The sequence below is a fragment of the Arthrobacter sp. K5 genome (genome assembly GCF_040448525.1).
In the GTDB taxonomy this organism is placed as follows: domain Bacteria; phylum Actinomycetota; class Actinomycetes; order Actinomycetales; family Micrococcaceae; genus Arthrobacter; species Arthrobacter globiformis.
Genome location: NZ_CP159279.1, coordinates 3,601,753 through 3,620,844, shown reverse-complemented (window position 1 = coordinate 3,620,844; position 19,092 = coordinate 3,601,753). Strand labels below are relative to the sequence as shown.

Sequence of the window (19,092 nt, the reverse complement as noted above, 5' to 3'; positions counted from 1 at the left end):
GGAATACTGTCCGGGACGCTGGCCCGGACAGGCAAGGGATGGCGGAATCGGCCAAAATTCTGGCCGGATCAGTCAAGCCGCGGATTCAGTTGCCGATGCCTTCCGTTCACGTTCCCGGTCCTCCACACTTCAGGGAAGTACAACCGCGCACTCTTGAACCACCGCCCGAAGGAGCACCATGTCTGACGCGATCAGCGAACTTTCCGCCGTCGAGCTCACCGCCGCCATCAGGAACAGGGAAATCTCGGCGAGGGAGGCCCTTGACTGCCACCTCGAACGCATTGCCGCAGTGAATCCCCGGCTCAACGCAGTGGTGACACTCGACCCCGAGGGCGCCGCGGAACTGGCAGCCCGCGCCGACGAGCTCACGGTCTCCGGCAACGAGCTGCCGCCCCTGCACGGCCTGCCCCTGACGCACAAGGACACCAACAACACCGCCGGCATGCGCACCACCCAGGGCTCGGTGGTGCTGAAGGACTTCGTGCCGGCCAAGGACGACCTGATCATCGCCCGGCTCAAGGCCGCCGGCGTGGTCAGCACGGGAAAGACCAACGTTCCCGAGTTCGGGGCAGGCTCCCACACGTTCAACGATCTCTTCGGCACCACCACTAATCCGTATGCGCCGGACCTCAGCGCAGGCGGAAGCAGCGGCGGGGTGGCCGCCGTCGTGGGTTCCCGCGTGCAGCCTATGGGTGACGGCAGCGACATGGGCGGCTCGCTGCGGATCCCCGCGTCCTTCTGCAACATCGTCGGATTCCGGCCGTCCCAGGCTGTCATTCCGGTGCCGTCCGATATCAACGCGTGGTCCTGGCTGGGGCGGACCGGTCCGATGGCGCGCACGGTAGAGGACATCGCCCTGTTCATGTCCGTCACCGCCGGACGGGATCTGCGGGTGCCCCACCCGCAGGTTATTGATCCGGCCGAATTCAGGGCCGGGCTGCAAACGGACATGCGCGGGGTCCGGATCGGCTGGTCACGGGACTTTGGCATTGGTGTTCCGGTGGAACCGGAAATCGCGGACCACCTGGAACGCCAGCTCGCGGTGTTTGAGGAACTGGGAGCCGTGGTGGAGGAAGCGTGCCCGGATTTCAGCGAGGCGGATCTGGTGTTCGGCACTACGCGGGCACTGGATTTCGCTGCCGGGCTGGGCGGGCTGGTCGCCGAATCAGGCGAGCTGATCAAGCCGGAGGTGCGGTGGAACGTCGGCAAGGGGCAGGCCCTCACCGCTGAGGACATCATTGCCACCAACGCCGCCCGCACCCGGCTGGAATACAGCGTGCAGGGCTTCTTCAGCCGGTACGACATCTTTGCGAGCCCGTGCGCGCAGGTGCTGCCGTTCGATGCCTCCCTGCGCTACCCGCAGGAGGTAGCCGGTGTCCCTACCGAAACCTATCTGGACTGGATGCGGTCGGCGTGCCTGCTCTCAGCCACCGGCCTGCCGGTGCTGAGCCTGCCTGCCGGGTTCAGCCGCTCCGGGCTGCCTATCGGACTGCAGCTGGCCGGCAACCACTACTCTGACGTGCAGCTGCTGCGCTGGGCGAGGGCGTTCGAGCAGGAGACGGACTACGCAGCCGTCGCCCCTAAACTGGCAGGCCTCAGCCAGCCCGCATGATGCGGCCGCCGCGTTTGCGGGCGTCCAGCAGCACGGACACGTCTACACCGGAGGCCTGCGCCGCCCATTCTGATGCCGTAATGAGGCGGTACAGGGATGCCAGATCGGGCACGGTCACGTCGGCCACGATCTGGTAGTCACCGGCAAGCGCTGCCGCGTAGCGCACGGTGGGCAGCCCGGCAAGGCTCTTGCCGAGCTGCTCCACCTGGTGCGGCGCGGCCCTGATCCACAGCAGTGCCTCGACGGCGAGCCCGAGGGCGGCCGGTTCCACCACCACACGGGGCTGGACCTGGTTGTTGGCGAGCAGCCATTCGCAGCGCCGGCGGGCCGTCGCCTCCGAAACTCCGACGCGCCTGGCCAGAGCTTCGAAACTGATCCGTCCATCCGCGCAGAGGGCCTCCACGAGCTCGGTGTCCTGGCGGTTCAGGACCTGCCGGACTGCGTACACGCCCGTGTCCGCAGCGACCGGCGAGCGCAGGGCGTCTGCCTGTTCCGCGGTGAGCATCTCCGGCCGCCAGCCCTGGATGGTCCGGAAATACCGCAGCACCGGATAGCTCACGGAGTGCCGCAGCCCGATCGTGGAAGGCAGTTCATCGGAGAGGATGTCCCCCATCCTGTCCGGGTCCGTGAGGATCTCGGCCACGCAGTCGCCATTGCCGGTGACGGTGTAAACGAACGTGGTGTCGGAGCGCTGCGCGAGCGACTGTGCGGCCGCGCGGGCCGTGCCCGGCGTGCAGCGCATTTCCACCAGCATCGACGCCGGATGGGGCCGCACGGCAGCGATGGAGACGGCGCCGGACTCCAAGAGCTGCGCCCCGCGGCGGGCCACGGTGCGTTCGGGCTCGCCCAGGACGGCGGCCATCTTCCGCCAGGGGCAGCGGGGATCGAGCTGCAGGGCAGCCACAATCTGGCGCTCCAGTGAATCGAGCAGGATCATCCGTGCACCGTCATCCTCAAAAGGGCCTTCCGCTAGAGCTTCATTTCAGCATGGACGGAGCGAAGGCGGGCGAGCAGCGTCGCGGCGAGGAACGCCGTCGTAATCTCCAGGACGACGACGGCCAGCAAGCCTTCGGCGCCCGACCCCAGGAAACCCGACACCAGGAAACCCGGCCCCAAAGAGCCCATCCCAAAGAAACCCGCACCAGGCGCCGCCGCGCCGGCGTGGAAGTGGCCCGGCGCGCCACTGCCGGAAACGGCGGGGGCGCCCAGCAGCAGTGCGGCGTGCAATGCAGCCATGGCCAGGGCACATCCCATCACCTGGCGCAGGGTCTTCTCCCGGCCGCCGCGCCACAGGTGCACAGCGCACGGCAGGCAAACCCCGACCATCGCGAGCATCACGACGCCCAGCCACGGTCCGTGCTGGTTTCCGGCCACCAGTCCCAGGTGCACCACGCAGGACGCGGCGGTCACCGCAGAGACGGCACGGGAGTGCAGGGCGGTCACGGCGTGGCCCTAGCCGTGGCAGTGGGAGCCGGACTGGCTGGGGTTGGCCGGGACATCGAGGACCGGGCTGCGGTCGAAGAAGCCCTCGGGACGGAGCTTGAAGCCGACGGTGTCCACCGGCATGATGGGCCAGTCCTCCACGCGCGGGAAGTGGGTCAGGCCGAAGGTGTGCCACACGACGATGTCCTGGCCGTCGATGTCGCGGTCCTGGGCGATGTAGGAGGGCAGGCCCGCGCCGCCGGAGTGCTGGTTGACGAAGTCGCCGGTGGGGTAGCGCTCGTCGTCGGCGTAGCGGGTGACCCACAGGTCCTTGGTGGCAAAGGCGGCCCGCCGCGCAATGGAGGACCCGGGGTCGGCCAGCAGGGTGGGCTGGTTGTGGGCGTGCAGCTTGTAGCCCACCGGCTCGTTGAGACGGTTCTTGGATTCGGGGTTGGAGATGATCCAGGTCCGGCCGGTGCGCGCATCGGCCTCGCGGACAGCCTCCGACTCACGGGTCAGCACGGTGCGCTTTCGGGAGAACGCGTTGCCGCGCTCGTTGCCCGGGCCCATGGTTTGCCGGACCACGTCCTCTTCCTCCACCCTGTTGGTGAAGCCGTCGATGGCCATGTCCAGGCGGGCGCTGAAGATGTGCTGGTGGAACGGCGCTCCCAGGCCCGGTGCCAGCTGGGAAATGTTGTCCGAGCCGCCTTCCGGGAATGCGGACGTGAAGACGACGCCGGTGGCTTTTGCTTCGAATTCGATGGTGCCGTCGAGGTAGAGGTACCAGTAGAAGCCGTAGTCGTAGTTGCCGATAGTGGTGAAGAAGGAGATCACCATGCGGCGGTTCCGGCGGGTGTAGTTGATGCCGGACCAAAGGTCGCTGTGCTTGGCCAGGATGCCCCAGTCCTCCTCGTGCATGCAGATACCGTTGCGGATCTCGCGGGGGTTGCCGAAGGCGTCGCTGATGACCGGGCTGAGGTAGGTGATGTCGCCGAGGCAGTCGCAACCCAGTTCGAGGGAGTTGGCGTACTGGCCCACCAGGTACTCCCCCGTGTCGAAGTAGTTCTGCCAGGACCTGATCGGGGACGGATCGCCGTACGGCACCACCATCTCGGCGATCGACGCGCGGTTGATGATGGGCCGGAGCCGGTCCCCGTCCCGGAAGGCGATGTTGTGCAGCACCACACCCTCGCGGACGTCAAAGCCGACGTCCAGGCTCCATTTTTCCCATTCGATGTGGTTGCCGCCGGTCACCGTGAAGCTGGGGCCTTCGGGCTGGGTGATGCTGATGGGTTTCTGGGTGGTGCGGAGTGGACCCGTGAGTTCGGGATCGGTGTAATTGCCGTGCTCTGCCGGGACGGGGAAGACGCCGGTATCGATCACCCGGGTGACTTCCTTGCTGACCACGTCCACGTAGGCCACCAGCCCGTCAACCGGATGAGCCCAGGCGCTGTCCTCCGGAAAATCCTGTACGAAGGCAAGCCCGCGGAGGATCCGGCGGCCCCTCTCCTCCGCATACTCGAAGACACCCGCGGACAGCGGGGCAACGCGCACCTTGCTGACGTCAAGGTTCCGGGCGGCCAGGGCCTTCAGCCACCGTTCGTCGGTGGCCAGCAGCTGCTCCACAACCTCGAACTCCTCTTCCAGGACCGGCAGTTCTCCGGTGGCCGCGGTGTCGAGTTCGACGGCGGAGATCACAGTGCCGTGGGTGACCGAGACAGTGACTTCCTGGGGCCGGGCGCCGGAGACGTCGTGGATGAAGACCCGGAAGCGCCGGTCTTCCGCTTCACTGCCGGCGCCGCGGGCCGGGTCAAGGACGCCCAGGTAGGCAATGCGCTTCTCCGGGCCAAGGAGGCCCGCGGTCCGAAGAATGCCCTGCACCTCACTGATTTCCCCAGCTGAGGCAAGGCGGAAGGGGCTGGCTGTTTGGATAGTGGAGGGCGTCATAGCAGCCTTCTGTCCGGGACCCTGGCGGGTCGGATTTTTATTTTCTATAGTTGTAGAGAATAAGCGAACGTAAGATGGCTCACAAGAGTCTGGGCGAAAATATTTACTGGGGAGCGGCCGCGTGCCAAAGATTGTTGACCATGACGAGCGCCGCCTGGAACTCGTCGATGCGACCTGGCGGATCATCGCCCGGCTGGGCATTGAAAGCGCCACGATGCGGGAAATTGCCACTGAGGCGGGCTTCGCAAACGGTGCCCTCAAACCGTACTTTCCCACCAAGGACACGCTGCTGACTTTCGCGTTCGGCCACGTCTTCAACCGGACCAACGAGCGCATCGCCGAAGTCACGTCGGGGCTTTCGGGGCTGGCGGCCCTGCGCGCCTTCTGCGTCGAAGTGCTCCCGCTGGATGAGGAGCGGATCAATGAAGCCCGGATCGTCATCCCCTTCTGGCAGAAGGCCATCAACGATCCCGGCAAGGCGCAGATCCACCGGGAATCGATGCAGCAGTGGCTGGATGCAATCCGGCGCCACCTGGCGGAGGCCAGGGACAGCGGGGACGTCAGTACCGCCGTCGACGACGACAGCCTCGCCGGCCAGCTGCTCAACATGCTGCTCGGCGCCCAGATCGCGGCAGCGCTGCTTCCGGAGGGGCAGACGGATCTCGGCCTGGACAGGCAGCTCGAGGGCTTCCTTTCCCTGCTGACACGCTAGCCTCCCGACCCGCTAGCCTCAGGACCCACGCATCGCGGACCGACCCGGACCGCGGAAACCGACCTACAGCCAGGAGACGCCGGCAGTGACCATCCCGCAGGAAATCGATACGCCGGAGCTCATGATTGACGTCGACATTCTCGACAGAAACATCGAGCGGATGGCGTCAGCCGTCCGGGCACGCGGCCTAAGCCTGCGGCCGCATGCGAAAACGCACAAGATTCCCCAAATAGCCGTCCGCCAGATCGCAGCCGGAGCCTCCGGGCTGACGGTGGCAACCATCGGCGAAGCTGAGGTGTTCGCCGCCGGCGGCGTCGGCGATCTCTTCATCGCCTACCCCCTCTGGATGTCCCCGCAAAAGGCCGAGCGGCTGCGGCGCCTGTCGCAGACTGCGCGGATCGCCGTCGGCGTGGACTCCGTGGAGGGCGCAACGGCACTGGGATCCGGCCTGGGAGGTGCCGCGGGGAGCACTAGCGTCCTCGTGGAGGTCGACAGCGGCCACCACCGCAGCGGCGTCCACCCGGAAGCCGTCGTACCGGTTGCCGAAGCAGCAGCGCGCGCTGGACTGGAAGTCGCGGGAGTGTTCACCTTCCCGGGACACAGCTACGCGCCGGGCATGCCGGTCGAAGCGGCCAGGCAGGAGCAGCAGGCCCTGAACCGGGCGTCCGAGGTTCTTGTGGCGGCAGGATTCGACATCACCTGCCGCAGCGGCGGATCCACCCCGACGGCGATGCTGACCGGGAATTCGGCTGCCACCGAGGTGCGCCCGGGCGTCTACGTCTTTGGCGATGCCCAGCAGCTGGAGCTTGGGCGGTGCGCCGCCGAGGACATCGCACTGACGGTGGCGGCCACCGTGGTCAGCCACCATGCCACCCCCGCGGACGGACCGGCGCGTTTCATCATCGACGCCGGCAGCAAGGTTCTCGGCAGCGACCGGCCCGCGTGGGCAAGCGGCTTCGGACGGCTGATGGACCACCCCGACGCCCGGATCACCGCACTGTCCGAGCACCACGCAACTGTCGAGTGGCCCGATCCCGGGACCGCGCCCGCCATCGGGCACCGGCTGCGCGTTATCCCCAACCACGTGTGCCTCGCAATGAACCTGGTGGATGACGTCGCAGTGGTCAGCGGCGGCGCGCTCGTGGACCGCTGGGTGGTGGCAGCCCGGGGCAAGAACAAGTAGGGGCCGACCGCTGTGCTTCCCGGAATCTTTTTTCGCCACATGTTGAAAAAAGATGACAGGGCGGAATTTCGCCGCTAACCTGAAATGACTGTGTCCCAGGACACAGTGTTGGGGACCCGCCACAAGACAGCCGACCGGCGTCAGGAACGTTCATGCCAGCAGCCACCATCCGCCCCGCGGACCAGACCCTCACCTCCAGCGTGGCCACCTCCTTTGACCACTGGAGACACCTCGTAGCGCAGTCCTTCGTGCCGCTGTCCGCCGAAACGGACCGGCCCGAGCTGTTCCGCGGCCGCATGCGCTCCAGGGTGCTGGACCGCACGTGCATCGTGGAAGTCTCGGCCTCGGGCCACAGCGTCCACCGCACACCGGCACTTTTGGCGCAGTCCGACCAGCGCTATTTCAAGCTCAACCTGCAGCTGGAGGGTACCGGGCTCCTCATCCAGGACAACCGCGAGGCAGTGCTCCGCCCCGGCGACCTGGCCATCTATGACACCAACCGCCCGTACACGCTCGCATTCGAGGAGCAGGCCCGCATGATGGTGGTCATGTTCCCGCACGATTCCCTGTCGCTGCCGCCCGACTATGTAGGGCAGCTGTCGGCCGTCCGCCTGGCCGGCGGGTCGGGACTGGCGGGCATTGTGGGGCCGTTCATCACGCAGCTCGCCGGCAACCTGGAGGCACTCAGCGGGCCGAGCGGCTCGCGGCTTGCGGCCAACACCCTGGACCTCGTTTCCACCATGCTCCATTCGGAACTGGATCTGGCTGCGGACAGCATGAAGCCCCAGGCTCTGCTGGCGACGTCGGTCCGTGACTACATCGAGGCGAACCTCGCCGACCCGCAGCTGTCACCGGCCAGCATTGCCGCGGCGCACTTTATTTCGACCCGCCATCTCCACAACGTCTTCCACGAGTCCGGCAGCACGGTTGCCAGCTGGATCCGGAGCCGCCGGCTGGAGCGGGTCCGCCGGGACCTCAGGGACCCGCTGCACTCCGGCACCTCCGTGGGAGCCGTGGCAGCACGGTGGGGCTTTCTGGACGCGGCGCACTTCAGCCGGACGTTCCGGGACGCCTTCGGCGAATCACCCAGCGACTGGCGGCGCGGCGCCTGAACCGGCACAGCCCCTGAACCGGCACAGCGCCTAGATCAAACCCTGCGCGAGCATCGCGTCTGCCACCTTGACGAAGCCGCCGATGTTCGCGCCCAGCACGTAGTTGCCAGGTTCGCCGTATTCGTCCGCGGTGGACGCGCAGCGGTGATGGATTCCCACCATGATGTCCGTGAGGCGCTGTTCAGTGTGTTCGAAGGACCATGAGTCACGGCTCGCGTTTTGCTGCATCTCGAGCGCCGACGTGGCCACACCTCCGGCGTTGGCGGCCTTGCCGGGCCCGAACAGCACGCCCGCCTCCTGGAACACTGCCACGGCGTCGCGGGTGGAGGGCATGTTGGCGCCTTCGCCGACAGCCAGCAGTCCGTTGCGGACCAGCCGCGCGGCGGCACCGCCGTCGAGCTCGTTCTGCGTGGCGCACGGCAGCGCGACAGTGGCGTCGACGTCCCAGACGCAGCCAGCCTCCACGTAGGAAACGCCGGAACGGCGGAGGACATAATCCTTGAGGCGTCCGCGCTCCACTTCCTTGACCTGGCGGAGAAGCCCGACGTCGATTCCCGCCTCATCGACCACGTAGCCGGAGGAATCGGAGCAGGCCACCACGGTGGCTCCGAGCGCCTGGGCCTTGGCGATGGCGTTGATGGCCACGTTGCCGGAGCCAGAAACCACCACGCGCTGCCCGTCGAAGGATGAGCCGCGGGTCTTGAGCATCTCTTCGGTGAAGATCACCGTGCCGAAGCCGGTGGCTTCGGGCCGCACCAAAGAGCCGCCCCAGGAGATACCCTTACCGGTCAGGACTCCCGATTCGTAACGGTTGGTGATGCGCTTGTACTGGCCGAACAGATAGCCGATTTCGCGGCCGCCCACGCCGATGTCACCGGCCGGCACGTCGGTGTATTCGCCGATGTGCCGGTAGAGCTCGGTCATAAACGACTGGCAGAACCGCATGACTTCGGCATCACTGCGGCCCCGGGGGTCGAAGTCGGAACCGCCCTTGCCGCCGCCAATGGGCATGCCGGTGAGCGCGTTCTTGAAGATCTGCTCGAAGCCGAGGAATTTCACAATCCCGAGGTAAACGGAGGGGTGGAACCGGAGGCCGCCCTTGTAGGGGCCGAGCGCCGAATTGAACTCCACGCGGAAGCCGCGGTTGATCTGGACCCGGCCGGAGTCGTCGGTCCACGGCACCCGGAAGATGATCTGCCGCTCGGGCTCGCAAAGCCGTTCCAGGATGGCGGCTTCCAGGAATTCGGGGTGCCGGTCGTGGACCGGGCCGAGGCTTTCGAATACCTCGACCACCGCCTGGTGGAACTCAGCTTCGCCCGGGTTCCGCGCCAGTACCGTGTCCCTGACGGCCTCCAGCCGTGCATCCATGAATCTTCCTTACGTCGGCTGCCGACGGTCGGAAAGCATGAAGTCCGCCGCCTTATAGTTGAGCTTTCAACCTAACCGATTAAGACCACAGCCAGGTAGGCGGCCTGGGTGTTATCCCTTATTCTCCGTATTGTGACAGTAAAATTCCGCATTATGAGAGGTGTGTTCACGATGACCTGCTCCCTGATGGCCGCCTGATGGCGTATGTGTGCCTCCTCCTCTCGGGCGCCGCGCTGCTGATCAACGGACTCGCCACCCTAGGAGCCCTCCCGCGCCGGGATGCAGCCGTGCTGAGCCTGGTCATCGGCAGCCTCCAGCTGCTCTTGGGCATCACCTACTTGGGCAACGTTCGTTTGGACAGCACGGCTCCGGACGCCGACGGCGGCGTGCAGCTGCTGCTTTCGGCGTCCGGCATGTTCCTGTTCGGCCTGACCTACGTCTACGTTGGCCTGGATTTCCTACTGGGGCTCGGGTCCAGGGGCCTCGGTTGGTTCTGCGGCATGGTGGCCGGGTGCGGCCTGCTGCTCGCCGCGGCCTGGTTCCCTGAGGACCCGCTCCTGGCAGTGCTGTGGCTCTGCTGGTCCTACCTGTGGATGCTCTTCTTCTTCTCGCTGGCCCTGGACTATAGCCGGCTGTCGCCGCTGATCGGCTGGTCCCTGGTTCTGGCCAGCCAGGCGACAGCTACGGTGCCTGCCCTTCTCGGGATCTCCGGGAAATGGCCCGAAGACCCCGCAACGGCCGGCGGGGCCGCGGCGTGCATCGCCGCGTTGCTTTTGCTCGCCGGCGGCATGGCCAGGCGGGACGGCAGGCGGAACCGCCGGCCCGCCGTCGTCGTCTCCAATGAGCCGTTAGTCGGCGGTGGCGGCAGCCTCATCGGCAAACGCGGAATTTGAGGCGCGGCCGCGCTTTTCCACCGCGATTTCCGCCACCACTCCGGCGACGAACATCACGGGGACGGCTACCAGCAGCCCCACGGCCGTTTCGGCGCTGCCGCCGATCAGGGAGGTGAAGTTGCTGACCACCAGGTACAGGACCCAGGCCAGCAGCAGCGAAGCAAGGGCCGGTGCAATGAGGGTCTGCCAGAGTTGCCCCGGCTCCCGTTCACGCCGGAAGAATGCGACGACGGCCAGGGAGCAGAGCATGTACAGCACCAGCAGCGCTGCAACGGCGAGTCCGCTGAACCACGAGAAGAGCGTCAGGACCGGATCCATCCCCAGTACCGCGAACGGGGCCACCAGCAGCACGGCGACACTTGTCTGGATCCAGGCGGCGGACGCAGGGGCTCTGTGATTGTTGGTCCGCGCCAGGACAGCGGGCAGGGAACCACGCAGGGCCAGCGAGTGGAGGTAGCGGTTGATGCCGTTGTGGAAGGCGATGATGCCGGCCAGCAGGGACGTCACCAGGAGGATTCCCGCAGTCAGACCGGCCCACGGGCCGAACAGCTCAACAAGCGGCCCGATCACGAAGGAGGTCGCGTCTCCCGACTCCAGGGCAGCTCCGGCGGCATCGATGACGTGCGAGGGCCCGTAGAAGCTCACGAGCATCCACGTGATGAAGGCGAAAAACACGGCGATGATGCCCACGGAGAGGTACGTTGCCCGTGCCACCGTCCGGTGCGGATCCTTCGCCTCGGCGGAGTAGATGGCCGTTGACTCGAAACCGAACATGGATGCAACGGCGAACATGATGGCAACGCCTGGCGCGCCGCTGGCGATCGCTTCAGGGGAGAACGAGGCTGCCATGTTGAGGCCTTCGGGGCCTCCACCCTTCAGCAGGACGGTGAATCCGAACAGCAGCAGAATCGCCACTTCCAGGCCCACAAGGAAGGCCAGGACGCGGGCGCCGAGTTCAATGTTCATCGAGCCAAGCACCTGCACGCCTGCCATGGTGGCAATGGCGAGCAGCCACCAGGGAACGGCCACGCCGGCGGAACCCAGCAGGCCGGAGAAGGCCGCACCATAGAGCCCGTACATGGCGGCCTGCACCGTGCTGTACGCCAGCAGTGCCAGCCAGGCAGCTCCCGTGCCTGTCTTTCGGCCGAAGGCAGCGGAGATATAGGCGTAGAAGGCGCCGCTGGCCTGCACCTTCCGGCTCATCGCCACGAAGCCGACGGCGAAGATGACAATGACGATGCCCACGACGAGATACGCGCCCGGCGCCCCGGCGCCATTGCCGAGGGCAGCAGCCAGGGGCGCTGCGCCGACGATGCCGGTCAGCGGGGCCTGGGCGGAAAGAACGAAAAAGAGAATGCCCAGGACGCCGATGCTGCCCGCGCGGAGGGCGGTGGACTGCTCCTTGCGCGGATTTGCTTCTGCAGTCCGGGACTCGGAATTTGAAATACTCATTGGATCCTTCTTAACGGTCATGAGCGTTGGAGAGGGGTGCCGGCAATGGCCTCGCACCGCTACATCCAGCTTGGCAGTCCCGGTCGGATGGGGCTTGTCTGGCAGCGATCAGTTGTTGTGCCTCAGCGCACTGGTCGGCTGGCGCAGGCTTTATTCAGAGGGTCCCGCGGCTGCAGCGCGCGGTCAAGGAGGCTGCTGCCGCGGGCCGCGGGCTCGGCTGAGGCGGGTCCCGGGAACAATGCGCACCCGGAAACAAGAAAGTCCGGATCCCTTGCCGCAAAGGGACCCGGACTCTGTTGTTCCGACGGAGTGAGAGGCCTGCCGGCGAGGCTGCTGCGCCCCCGGCAGACCGGCTCCTACACCAGGTTGGCGACCAGCCCCGTGCCGGCGGACTGAAGCCCCTCGGTCTGAACCGGCTCGGCCTGATGCCCTTCGGCCAGGACCGGCTCGGCACGGCGGGCCGGCAGGAGGGGCGCAAAGAACGCCCCGAGCTCCGCCGTCGCGGTCAGCGGCAGGACGTTCGCCACGTACTGGTCCGGGCGGACCACCACCACGACGCCGCCGCGGTCGAGGCCTCGAAGCTCGAAGATGTCGGCCTTCGGGTCGGTGCCGTAGACCTTCTCGAGGTTGGTGAGCTTGAACGGCCCGACCTCCGGCTTGAACACGGCCGGGACGGCGTTGATGTCGATGCCCCTGTGGTCCTGCTGGTAAATGACCTTCACGTCGAACCAGGCGTCGGCGTCGGCACCCTCCGGCGTGGCCGCGAGCGGCGACTCCGGAGAGTTCTCCAGCCAGTGCGCGAAGTCAGTGGTCGGCGACGCGGCTCCGGCTTCGGCGGGGTCGGCGAACACGTAGATGCGCCAGCGGCCATCGGCCGTAGCCTGGTGCCCCAGGTGCAGCGGGTTGGTGTCGCAGACGCGCTGCACGGGGGCGGACTTAAAGCGCTTGCCGGTGGGAAAGCCCGTGGCCAGCCCGGCATGCTTCGCCTCGGCGACGATCATCGACGGCGCGTACTCGGTCATGAAGCCGGCCGGGAATTCGGCAGTGCGCACGTAGAAGTCCTCAAGCTCGGAGGGGTCCTCGAACTCCTCGGGCTTCTTGGCCATCAGGGTGGACCATTCCTTGTCGAAATCGATCAGGTTTTTCGCGACGATCTGGCGCTCGGCGGAGTACGTGGCCAGCAGCGACTCCGGGCTGCGGCCCTCCAGCACGTGGCCAAGCTTCCAGCCGATGTTGAAGCCGTCCTGCATGGACACGTTCATGCCCTGGCCTGCCTTGGCGCTGTGCGTGTGGCAGGCGTCGCCGGTGATGAACACGCGCGGCGTGCGGGTGTCCCGCTGCTCCGGGAGAACGTCGTCGAACCTGTCGGTGAGGCGGTGGCCAACCTCGTACACGCTGTGCCAGGCGACGTTGCGGACGTCGAGCGTGTAGGGCTGCAGGATCTGGTTCGCGTGGGCGATGATCTGCTCGATGGTGGTCTTGCGGATGGCACCGTTGTCGTTCTCCGGCACGACGCCGAGGTCGACGTACATGCGGAACAGGTGGCCTCCCTCGCGCGGGATCAGCAGGATGCTGCCGCCGTCGTGGGACTGGATGGCGCATTTGGTGCGGATGTCCGGAAAGTCGGTGGATGCGAGGACGTCCATGACGCCCCAGGCGTGGTTGGCCTGGTCGCCGGCGAGCGTGCAGCCAATCGATTCGCGGACCTTGCTGCGCGCACCGTCAGCACCCACGACGTATTTGGCGCGCACAACACGTTCCTGGCCCGCCAGCTCACCGGTTGTGTGGACCAGGGTCACGCTGACCGGGCACTCCCCCGTCTCCGCGACGTCGAGGCTGCTGAATTCGTAGCCATAGTCGGGGGTCATGCGGGTCGGGGAAAAGGCCATGACCCTGGCGAAGTAGTCCAGCACCCGGGCCTGGTTGACGATCAGGTGCGGGAATTCGCTGATGCCCATCTCGTCGTCGACCGCCCGGGCGGCGCGGACGATGTGCTTCGGGTTCTCCGGACTCGGCTTCCAGAACGCCATTTCGGTGATCCGGTAGGCCTCCGCGGTGATCTCCTCGGCGAAACCGAACGCCTGGAACGTCTCGACACTGCGGGCCTGGATGCCGTCGGCCTGGCCGATGGCGAGGCGGCCGCCGCGGCGCTCCACAATGCGCGTGGTGATGTCCGGGAACTGGGAGAGCTGGGCGGCTGCGAGCATGCCTGCGGGGCCGGAGCCCACGATGAGCACGTCGACCTCGTCGGGCAGCTCTTCGGGGCGGTTGATGCCGACGCCGGCGGCCGGCTGGATGCGCGGGTCACCGGAAACGTAACCGTGGTGGTGGAACTGCACGGGCTTTCCTCACTTCACTGTGTGGCTGGCTTTCGCCAAATCTTGTGTTCTATATTGGAACAGATGGTTCGATAATAGAAATGTGGTTATGCTTCAGTACTGTACGTCACATATGACCCGCGTTACAAGCAGCTTCCCCTCCCCCGAAAATCAGGGGTTGACGCAGCCACCGGCAGCGTCCAGTATGTTTCGTATACGATTTCGTACCTGATGAGGAGAACGCTTTGGAGCAGGTCAACGACGACACCCTGGCAGCAGCACGCAAGGTGATCGCGGTGCACATCAACTACCCCAGCCGTGCCGCCCAGCGCGGCCGGACGCCGGCGCAGCCCTCCTACTTCCTGAAGCCGTCGTCCTCGCTTTCCCTGAGCGGCACCGCCGTCGAACGCCCGGCCGGCTGCGAACTGCTCGGCTTTGAGGGCGAGATCGCGATCATCATCGGCAAGGCGGCCCGCCGCGTCGAGCCCGAAGACGCCTGGAGCCACGTTGCCGCGGTCACGGCCAGCAACGACCTCGGCGTGTACGACCTCCGCTACGCCGACAAGGGCTCCAACCTCCGGTCCAAGGGCGGCGACGGCTTCACCCCGGTGGGCCCGGCACTGATTGCGGCAGACGCCGTCGACCCCGCCAACCTGCGCATCCGGACCTGGCACAACGGGGAACTGGTGCAGGACGACACCACCGAAGACCTGCTCTTCCCGTTCGCCCGGCTCGTGGCGGACCTGTCCCAGCTGCTCACCCTCGAGGAGGGGGACATCATCCTCACCGGCACACCGGCCGGCGCCTCCGTCGCCGTGCCCGGCGACGTGCTGGAGGTGGAAGTCAGTACCGCCGACGGCGGGCTGAGCACCGGCCGCCTCACCACCACAGTCAAGGAAGGCACGACGGCGTTCGCTGACTTTGGTGCCCGGCCCAAGGCCGATGACCTGCAGCGGGAGGAGGCCTACGGATCGCGGGAAGCCGCCGGCCTTCCCGCCACACTATCTGCACTGAGCCCGGAGCTCAAGGCCAAGCTGGAGAGCGTCTGCACCGCCACACTGTCCTCCCAACTGCGCAAGCGCGGCCTTAACAACGTCAGCATCGACGGCCTCACCGCCACCCGCCCGGACCGCAAGGTAGTCGGCCTGGCACGGACCCTGCGCTACGTGCCCAACCGTGAGGACCTCTTCAAGACCCACGGCGGCGGCTTCAATGCGCAGAAACGCGCCATCGACTCCGTCAACGAAGGCGAAATCCTGGTCATGGAAGCCCGCGGCGAGAAGGGCACCGGGACCATCGGCGACATCCTGGCCCTGCGCGCCCAGGTCCGCGGCGCCGCAGCCATCATTACCGACGGCGGGGTCCGCGATTTCTCCGCCGTGGCCGCCATGGAGCTGCCCACCTACTACTCCAACCCGCACCCCGCCGTGCTGGGCCGCCGCCACATCCCGTGGGACACCGACATCACCATCGCCTGCGGCGGCACCACGGTGCAGCCCGGGGACATCATCGTGGCTGACTCGGACGGCATCCTGGTGATCCCGCCGGCCCTGGCCGAGGACGTCGCCAACGACTCCATCGCCCAGGAACGCGAAGAGGTTTTCATCGCCGAAATGGTGCAGCAGGGCCACAGCGTGGACGGACTCTACCCGCTCAACGAGGAATGGCGCACCAGGTACGAAGAGTGGGAAGCAGGCAAAGCCAATGACTGAAACGGCGACCGCCCCCGCCGCAGCGACCATTGCTGACGGCACCACCGGCAGCAAGTCCGAGCAGGCCTACCAGGCCATCAAGGCGCGGATCGTGGAAGGCACCTACACGCCCGGCTACCGGCTGGTTCTGGCCGCCATCGCCAAGGACCTCGGCTTCAGCGTGGTCCCGGTCCGGGAAGCCATCCGCCGGCTCGAGGCCGAAAACCTGGTGAAGTTCGAACGCAACGTCGGAGCCACCGTGGCCGGCATCGACCCCACCGAATACCTCTACACGATGCAGACCCTGAGCATCGTGGAGGGTGCGGCCACGGCGCTGTCCGCGCCGCTGGTCGGCGAAGCGGACATTGCCCGGGCCCGCGCCGTGAACGCCGAGATGCGGGAATGCCTGCAGCACTTCGACCCCGTCCGTTTCACCCGGCTCAACCAGGACTTCCACAGCGTCCTGTTCGAGCACTGCCCCAACCCGCACATTCTGGACCTGGTCCACCGCGGCTGGAACCGGCTGGCATCACTGCGGTCCTCAACGTTCCGCTTTGTTCCTGGCCGGGCCCACGAGTCCGTGGACGAACACGAGGCCCTGCTGAAGCTCATTGAAACCGGCGCCGACGCCGACACCATCGAAAAAGCAGCACGGCTCCACCGCAGCGCCACCCTCGACGCCTACCTCTCCCAAACCAACCCCCAAGACAACACTCCTTAAGACCACACAGTTAGGACCTCAACGATGACGACCCCTGTAGAAACAGCAGCAAAGCACTACGTCCCAGAGAACCTGCCCACCCATATCCAGCACTTCATCAACGGCAAGTTCGTTGACTCCGTGGGCGGGAAGACCTTCGACGTCCTGGACCCGGTCTCCAACCAGAACTACGCCACCGCCGCCGCCGGCCAGAAGGAAGACATCGACCTCGCTGTCGCCGCCGCCCGCGAAGCCTTCACCAGCGGCCCCTGGCCCAAGATGAAGCCGCGCGAGCGCGCCCGCGTCCTGAACAAAATCGCCGACGCCGTTGAGGCCCAGGAAGCCCGGCTCGCCGAACTGGAAACCTTCGACACCGGCCTGCCCATCACCCAGGCCAAGGGCCAGGCCCTGCGCGCGGCCGAGAACTTCCGCTTCTTCGCGGACCTGATCGTGGCCCAGTTCGACGACGCCATGAAGGTCCCCGGCTCGCAGATCAACTATGTGAACCGCAAGCCGATCGGCGTCGCCGGGCTTATCACCCCGTGGAACACCCCCTTCATGCTGGAGTCCTGGAAGCTGGCGCCCGCCCTGGCCACCGGCAACACCGTGGTCCTCAAGCCGGCCGAATTCACCCCGCTGTCCGCATCGCTCTGGGCCACCATCTTCAAGGAAGCAGGCCTGCCGGACGGCGTCTTCAACCTGGTCAACGGCCTGGGCGAGGAAGCCGGCGACGCCCTGGTCAAGCACCCTGACGTCCCGCTGATCTCCTTCACCGGCGAGACCACCACGGGCCAGACCATCTTCCGCAACGCCGCAGCCAACCTCAAGGGCCTCTCCATGGAGCTCGGCGGCAAGTCCCCCTGCGTCGTGTTTGCCGACGCGGACCTGGACGCCGCGATTGACTCCGCGCTGTTCGGCGTCTTCTCCCTCAACGGCGAACGCTGCACTGCCGGCTCCCGCATCCTGGTGGAACGCGCCATCTACGACGAGTTCTGCGAGAAGTACGCCGCCCGGGCCAAGAACATCGTCGTCGGGGACCCGCACGACCCCAAGACCCAGGTGGGTGCCCTGGTGCACCCGGAACACTACGAGAAGGTGGCCTCCTACGTGGAGATCGGCAAGTCCGAAGGCCGGCTGCTGGCCGGCGGCGGACGGCCTGACGGACTGCCAGAGGGCAACTACATCGCCCCCACCGTTTTCGCCGATGTCTCCCCCGACGCCCGGATCTTCCAGGAGGAGATCTTCGGTCCTGTGGTCGCCATTACCCCGTTTGAGAACGACGACGAGGCCCTCGCCCTGGCCAACAACACCAAGTACGGCCTGGCGGCCTACATCTGGACCCAGAACCTGACCCGTGCCCACAACTTCTCGCAGAACATGGAAGCCGGCATGGTGTGGCTGAACAGCCACAACGTCCGAGACCTCCGCACCCCGTTCGGCGGGGTCAAGGCCTCCGGCCTGGGCCACGAGGGCGGTTACCGCTCCATCGATTTCTACACCGACCAGCAGGCCGTGCACATCACGCTCGGCGCTGTCCACACCCCCAAGTTCGGCGCCTAAGCGCCAGCCACCCCCTTTCAAAGAAGAGAGAACATCATGACCAACTTCGTTCCCACCCCCTCTGTCCCGGCACCGGATATCGTCCGCTGCGCCTACATGGAAATCGTGGTCACCGACCTCGCCAAGTCGCGCGAGTTCTACGTGGACGTCCTGGGCCTGCACGTCACCGAAGAGGATGACAACACCATCTACCTCCGCTCCCTGGAGGAGTTCATCCACCACAACCTGGTACTCCGCCAGGGACCCATCGCCGCCGTCGCCGCCTTCGCCTACCGGGTGAAGTCCCCCGCCGAGGTGGATGCCGCCGAGGCGTACTACAAGGAGCTGGGCTGCCGCACCGAGCGCCGCAAGGAAGGCTTCACCAAGGGCATCGGCGACTCCGTCCGCGTCGAGGACCCGCTGGGCTTCCCCTACGAGTTCTTCTACGAGACCGAGCACGTGGAGCGCCTCACCCAGCGCTACGACCTCTACTCCGCCGGTGAACTGGTGCGCCTGGACCACTTCAACCAGGTCACCCCGGACGTTCCCCGTGGCCGGGCGTACCTGGAGGACCTCGGCTTCCGCGTCTCCGAAGACATCAAGGACTCCGACGGCGTCACCTACGCCGCCTGGATGCACCGCAAGCAGACCGTGCACGACACCGCCCTGACCGGCGGCAACGGCCCGCGCATGCACCACGTCGCCTTCGCCACCCACGAGAAGCACAACATCATCCAGATCTGCGACAAGATGGGCGCCCTGCGCATCAGCGACCGGATCGAACGCGGCCCCGGCCGGCACGGCGTCTCTAACGCCTTCTACCTCTACATCCTGGACCCGGACGGCCACCGCATCGAGATCTACACCCAGGACTACTACACCGGCGACCCGGACAACCCCACCATCACCTGGGACGTCCACGACAACCAGCGCCGCGACTGGTGGGGCAACCCCGTGGTCCCGTCCTGGTACACCGAGGCCTCCCTGGTCCTGGACCTGGACGGCAACCCGCAGCCGGTCATCGTCCGCGAGGAAAAGTCCGAAATGGCCGTGACCGTCGGAGCCGACGGCTTCTCCTACACCCGCAAGGATGAAACCGGCGAGGCCGCTGAAGGTTTCAAGCTGGGAGCCCAGGTCTAAACC

Annotated in this window: 15 protein-coding genes; 9 read left to right on the top strand and 6 right to left on the bottom strand. The window is 66.5% G+C overall.

The window, feature by feature from the left end:
* Window positions 1-178 precede the first annotated feature (178 nt).
* On the top strand, window positions 179-1,612 hold the full coding sequence (locus tag ABRP34_RS16425) for an amidase family protein (RefSeq protein WP_353711016.1): 1,434 nt from the start codon (window positions 179-181) through the stop codon (window positions 1,610-1,612).
* Here ABRP34_RS16425 and ABRP34_RS16420 read toward each other — a convergent pair.
* Genes ABRP34_RS16420 through ABRP34_RS16410 form a run of 3 tightly spaced genes read right to left on the bottom strand, consistent with a single transcriptional unit; the run spans window position 1,596 to window position 4,981 of the window.
* Window positions 1,596-2,549, bottom strand: coding sequence for an Lrp/AsnC family transcriptional regulator (locus ABRP34_RS16420; protein ID WP_353711015.1), 954 nt, complete (start codon window positions 2,547-2,549; stop codon window positions 1,596-1,598). The two genes, ABRP34_RS16425 and ABRP34_RS16420, sit on opposite strands and share 17 nt — an antisense overlap.
* 32 nt (window positions 2,550-2,581) lie before the next feature.
* Window positions 2,582-3,055 carry a hypothetical protein gene (locus tag ABRP34_RS16415; protein ID WP_353711014.1) on the bottom strand — a complete coding sequence of 158 codons (474 nt, stop codon included), beginning with the start codon at window positions 3,053-3,055 and terminating at the stop codon, window positions 2,582-2,584.
* 9 nt (window positions 3,056-3,064) lie between these two features.
* The gene (locus ABRP34_RS16410) at window positions 3,065-4,981 is read right to left on the bottom strand and encodes a primary-amine oxidase (RefSeq protein ID WP_353711013.1); all 1,917 of its coding nucleotides are present in this window, start codon (window positions 4,979-4,981) and stop codon (window positions 3,065-3,067) included.
* 121 nt (window positions 4,982-5,102) lie between these two features.
* Between ABRP34_RS16410 and ABRP34_RS16405 the strand changes: the two genes are divergently transcribed.
* The 3 genes from ABRP34_RS16405 to ABRP34_RS16395 all read left to right on the top strand — a co-directional run bounded on the left by ABRP34_RS16405 (window position 5,103) and on the right by ABRP34_RS16395 (window position 7,988).
* The gene (locus tag ABRP34_RS16405) at window positions 5,103-5,693 is read left to right on the top strand and encodes a TetR/AcrR family transcriptional regulator (RefSeq protein WP_043417887.1); all 591 of its coding nucleotides are present in this window, start codon (window positions 5,103-5,105) and stop codon (window positions 5,691-5,693) included.
* Window positions 5,694-5,778: 85 nt separating this feature from the next.
* Entirely contained in the window at window positions 5,779-6,876 is a 1,098-nt protein-coding gene (locus ABRP34_RS16400; protein WP_353711012.1) for a D-TA family PLP-dependent enzyme, read from the top strand.
* 152 nt (window positions 6,877-7,028) lie between these two features.
* Window positions 7,029-7,988, top strand: a complete 960-nt coding sequence (locus tag ABRP34_RS16395; RefSeq protein WP_353711011.1) for a helix-turn-helix domain-containing protein — start codon at window positions 7,029-7,031, stop codon at window positions 7,986-7,988.
* A gap of 30 nt (window positions 7,989-8,018) precedes the next feature.
* Here ABRP34_RS16395 and gdhA read toward each other — a convergent pair whose 3' ends face one another.
* A complete protein-coding gene (gene gdhA, locus ABRP34_RS16390) occupies window positions 8,019-9,356 on the bottom strand; it encodes an NADP-specific glutamate dehydrogenase (RefSeq protein ID WP_003799429.1) in 1,338 nt (445 codons plus the stop codon).
* A gap of 197 nt (window positions 9,357-9,553) precedes the next feature.
* On the opposite strand from gdhA, the gene ABRP34_RS16385 reads away from it, so the two are divergent.
* Window positions 9,554-10,249: an AmiS/UreI family transporter gene (locus tag ABRP34_RS16385; RefSeq protein WP_353711010.1), complete on the top strand. Its 696-nt coding sequence runs from the start codon at window positions 9,554-9,556 to the stop codon at window positions 10,247-10,249.
* On the opposite strand, the gene ABRP34_RS16380 is transcribed toward ABRP34_RS16385, so the two are convergent.
* Window positions 10,205-11,701 (bottom strand): APC family permease, encoded by a 1,497-nt coding sequence (locus ABRP34_RS16380; protein WP_353711009.1) that lies wholly within the window; start codon window positions 11,699-11,701, stop codon window positions 10,205-10,207. The genes ABRP34_RS16385 and ABRP34_RS16380 overlap by 45 nt on opposite strands.
* 356 nt (window positions 11,702-12,057) lie before the next feature.
* Window positions 12,058-14,040: an FAD-binding monooxygenase gene (locus tag ABRP34_RS16375; protein ID WP_353711008.1), complete on the bottom strand. Its 1,983-nt coding sequence runs from the start codon at window positions 14,038-14,040 to the stop codon at window positions 12,058-12,060.
* A gap of 224 nt (window positions 14,041-14,264) precedes the next feature.
* On the opposite strand from ABRP34_RS16375, the gene ABRP34_RS16370 reads away from it, so the two are divergent.
* Genes ABRP34_RS16370 through hpaD form a run of 4 tightly spaced genes read left to right on the top strand, consistent with a single transcriptional unit; the run spans window position 14,265 to window position 19,089 of the window.
* Window positions 14,265-15,731 (top strand): fumarylacetoacetate hydrolase family protein, encoded by a 1,467-nt coding sequence (locus ABRP34_RS16370; protein ID WP_353711007.1) that lies wholly within the window; start codon window positions 14,265-14,267, stop codon window positions 15,729-15,731.
* On the top strand, window positions 15,724-16,431 hold the full coding sequence (locus ABRP34_RS16365) for a GntR family transcriptional regulator (protein ID WP_353711006.1): 708 nt from the start codon (window positions 15,724-15,726) through the stop codon (window positions 16,429-16,431). Before ABRP34_RS16370 ends, ABRP34_RS16365 begins: the two co-directional genes overlap by 8 nt.
* A 24-nt stretch (window positions 16,432-16,455) precedes the next feature.
* A complete protein-coding gene (gene hpaE / locus ABRP34_RS16360; RefSeq protein WP_353711005.1) occupies window positions 16,456-17,970 on the top strand; it encodes a 5-carboxymethyl-2-hydroxymuconate semialdehyde dehydrogenase in 1,515 nt (504 codons plus the stop codon).
* 36 nt (window positions 17,971-18,006) lie between these two features.
* A complete protein-coding gene (gene hpaD, locus ABRP34_RS16355; protein WP_353711004.1) occupies window positions 18,007-19,089 on the top strand; it encodes a 3,4-dihydroxyphenylacetate 2,3-dioxygenase in 1,083 nt (360 codons plus the stop codon).
* Window positions 19,090-19,092: the final 3 nt, after the last annotated feature.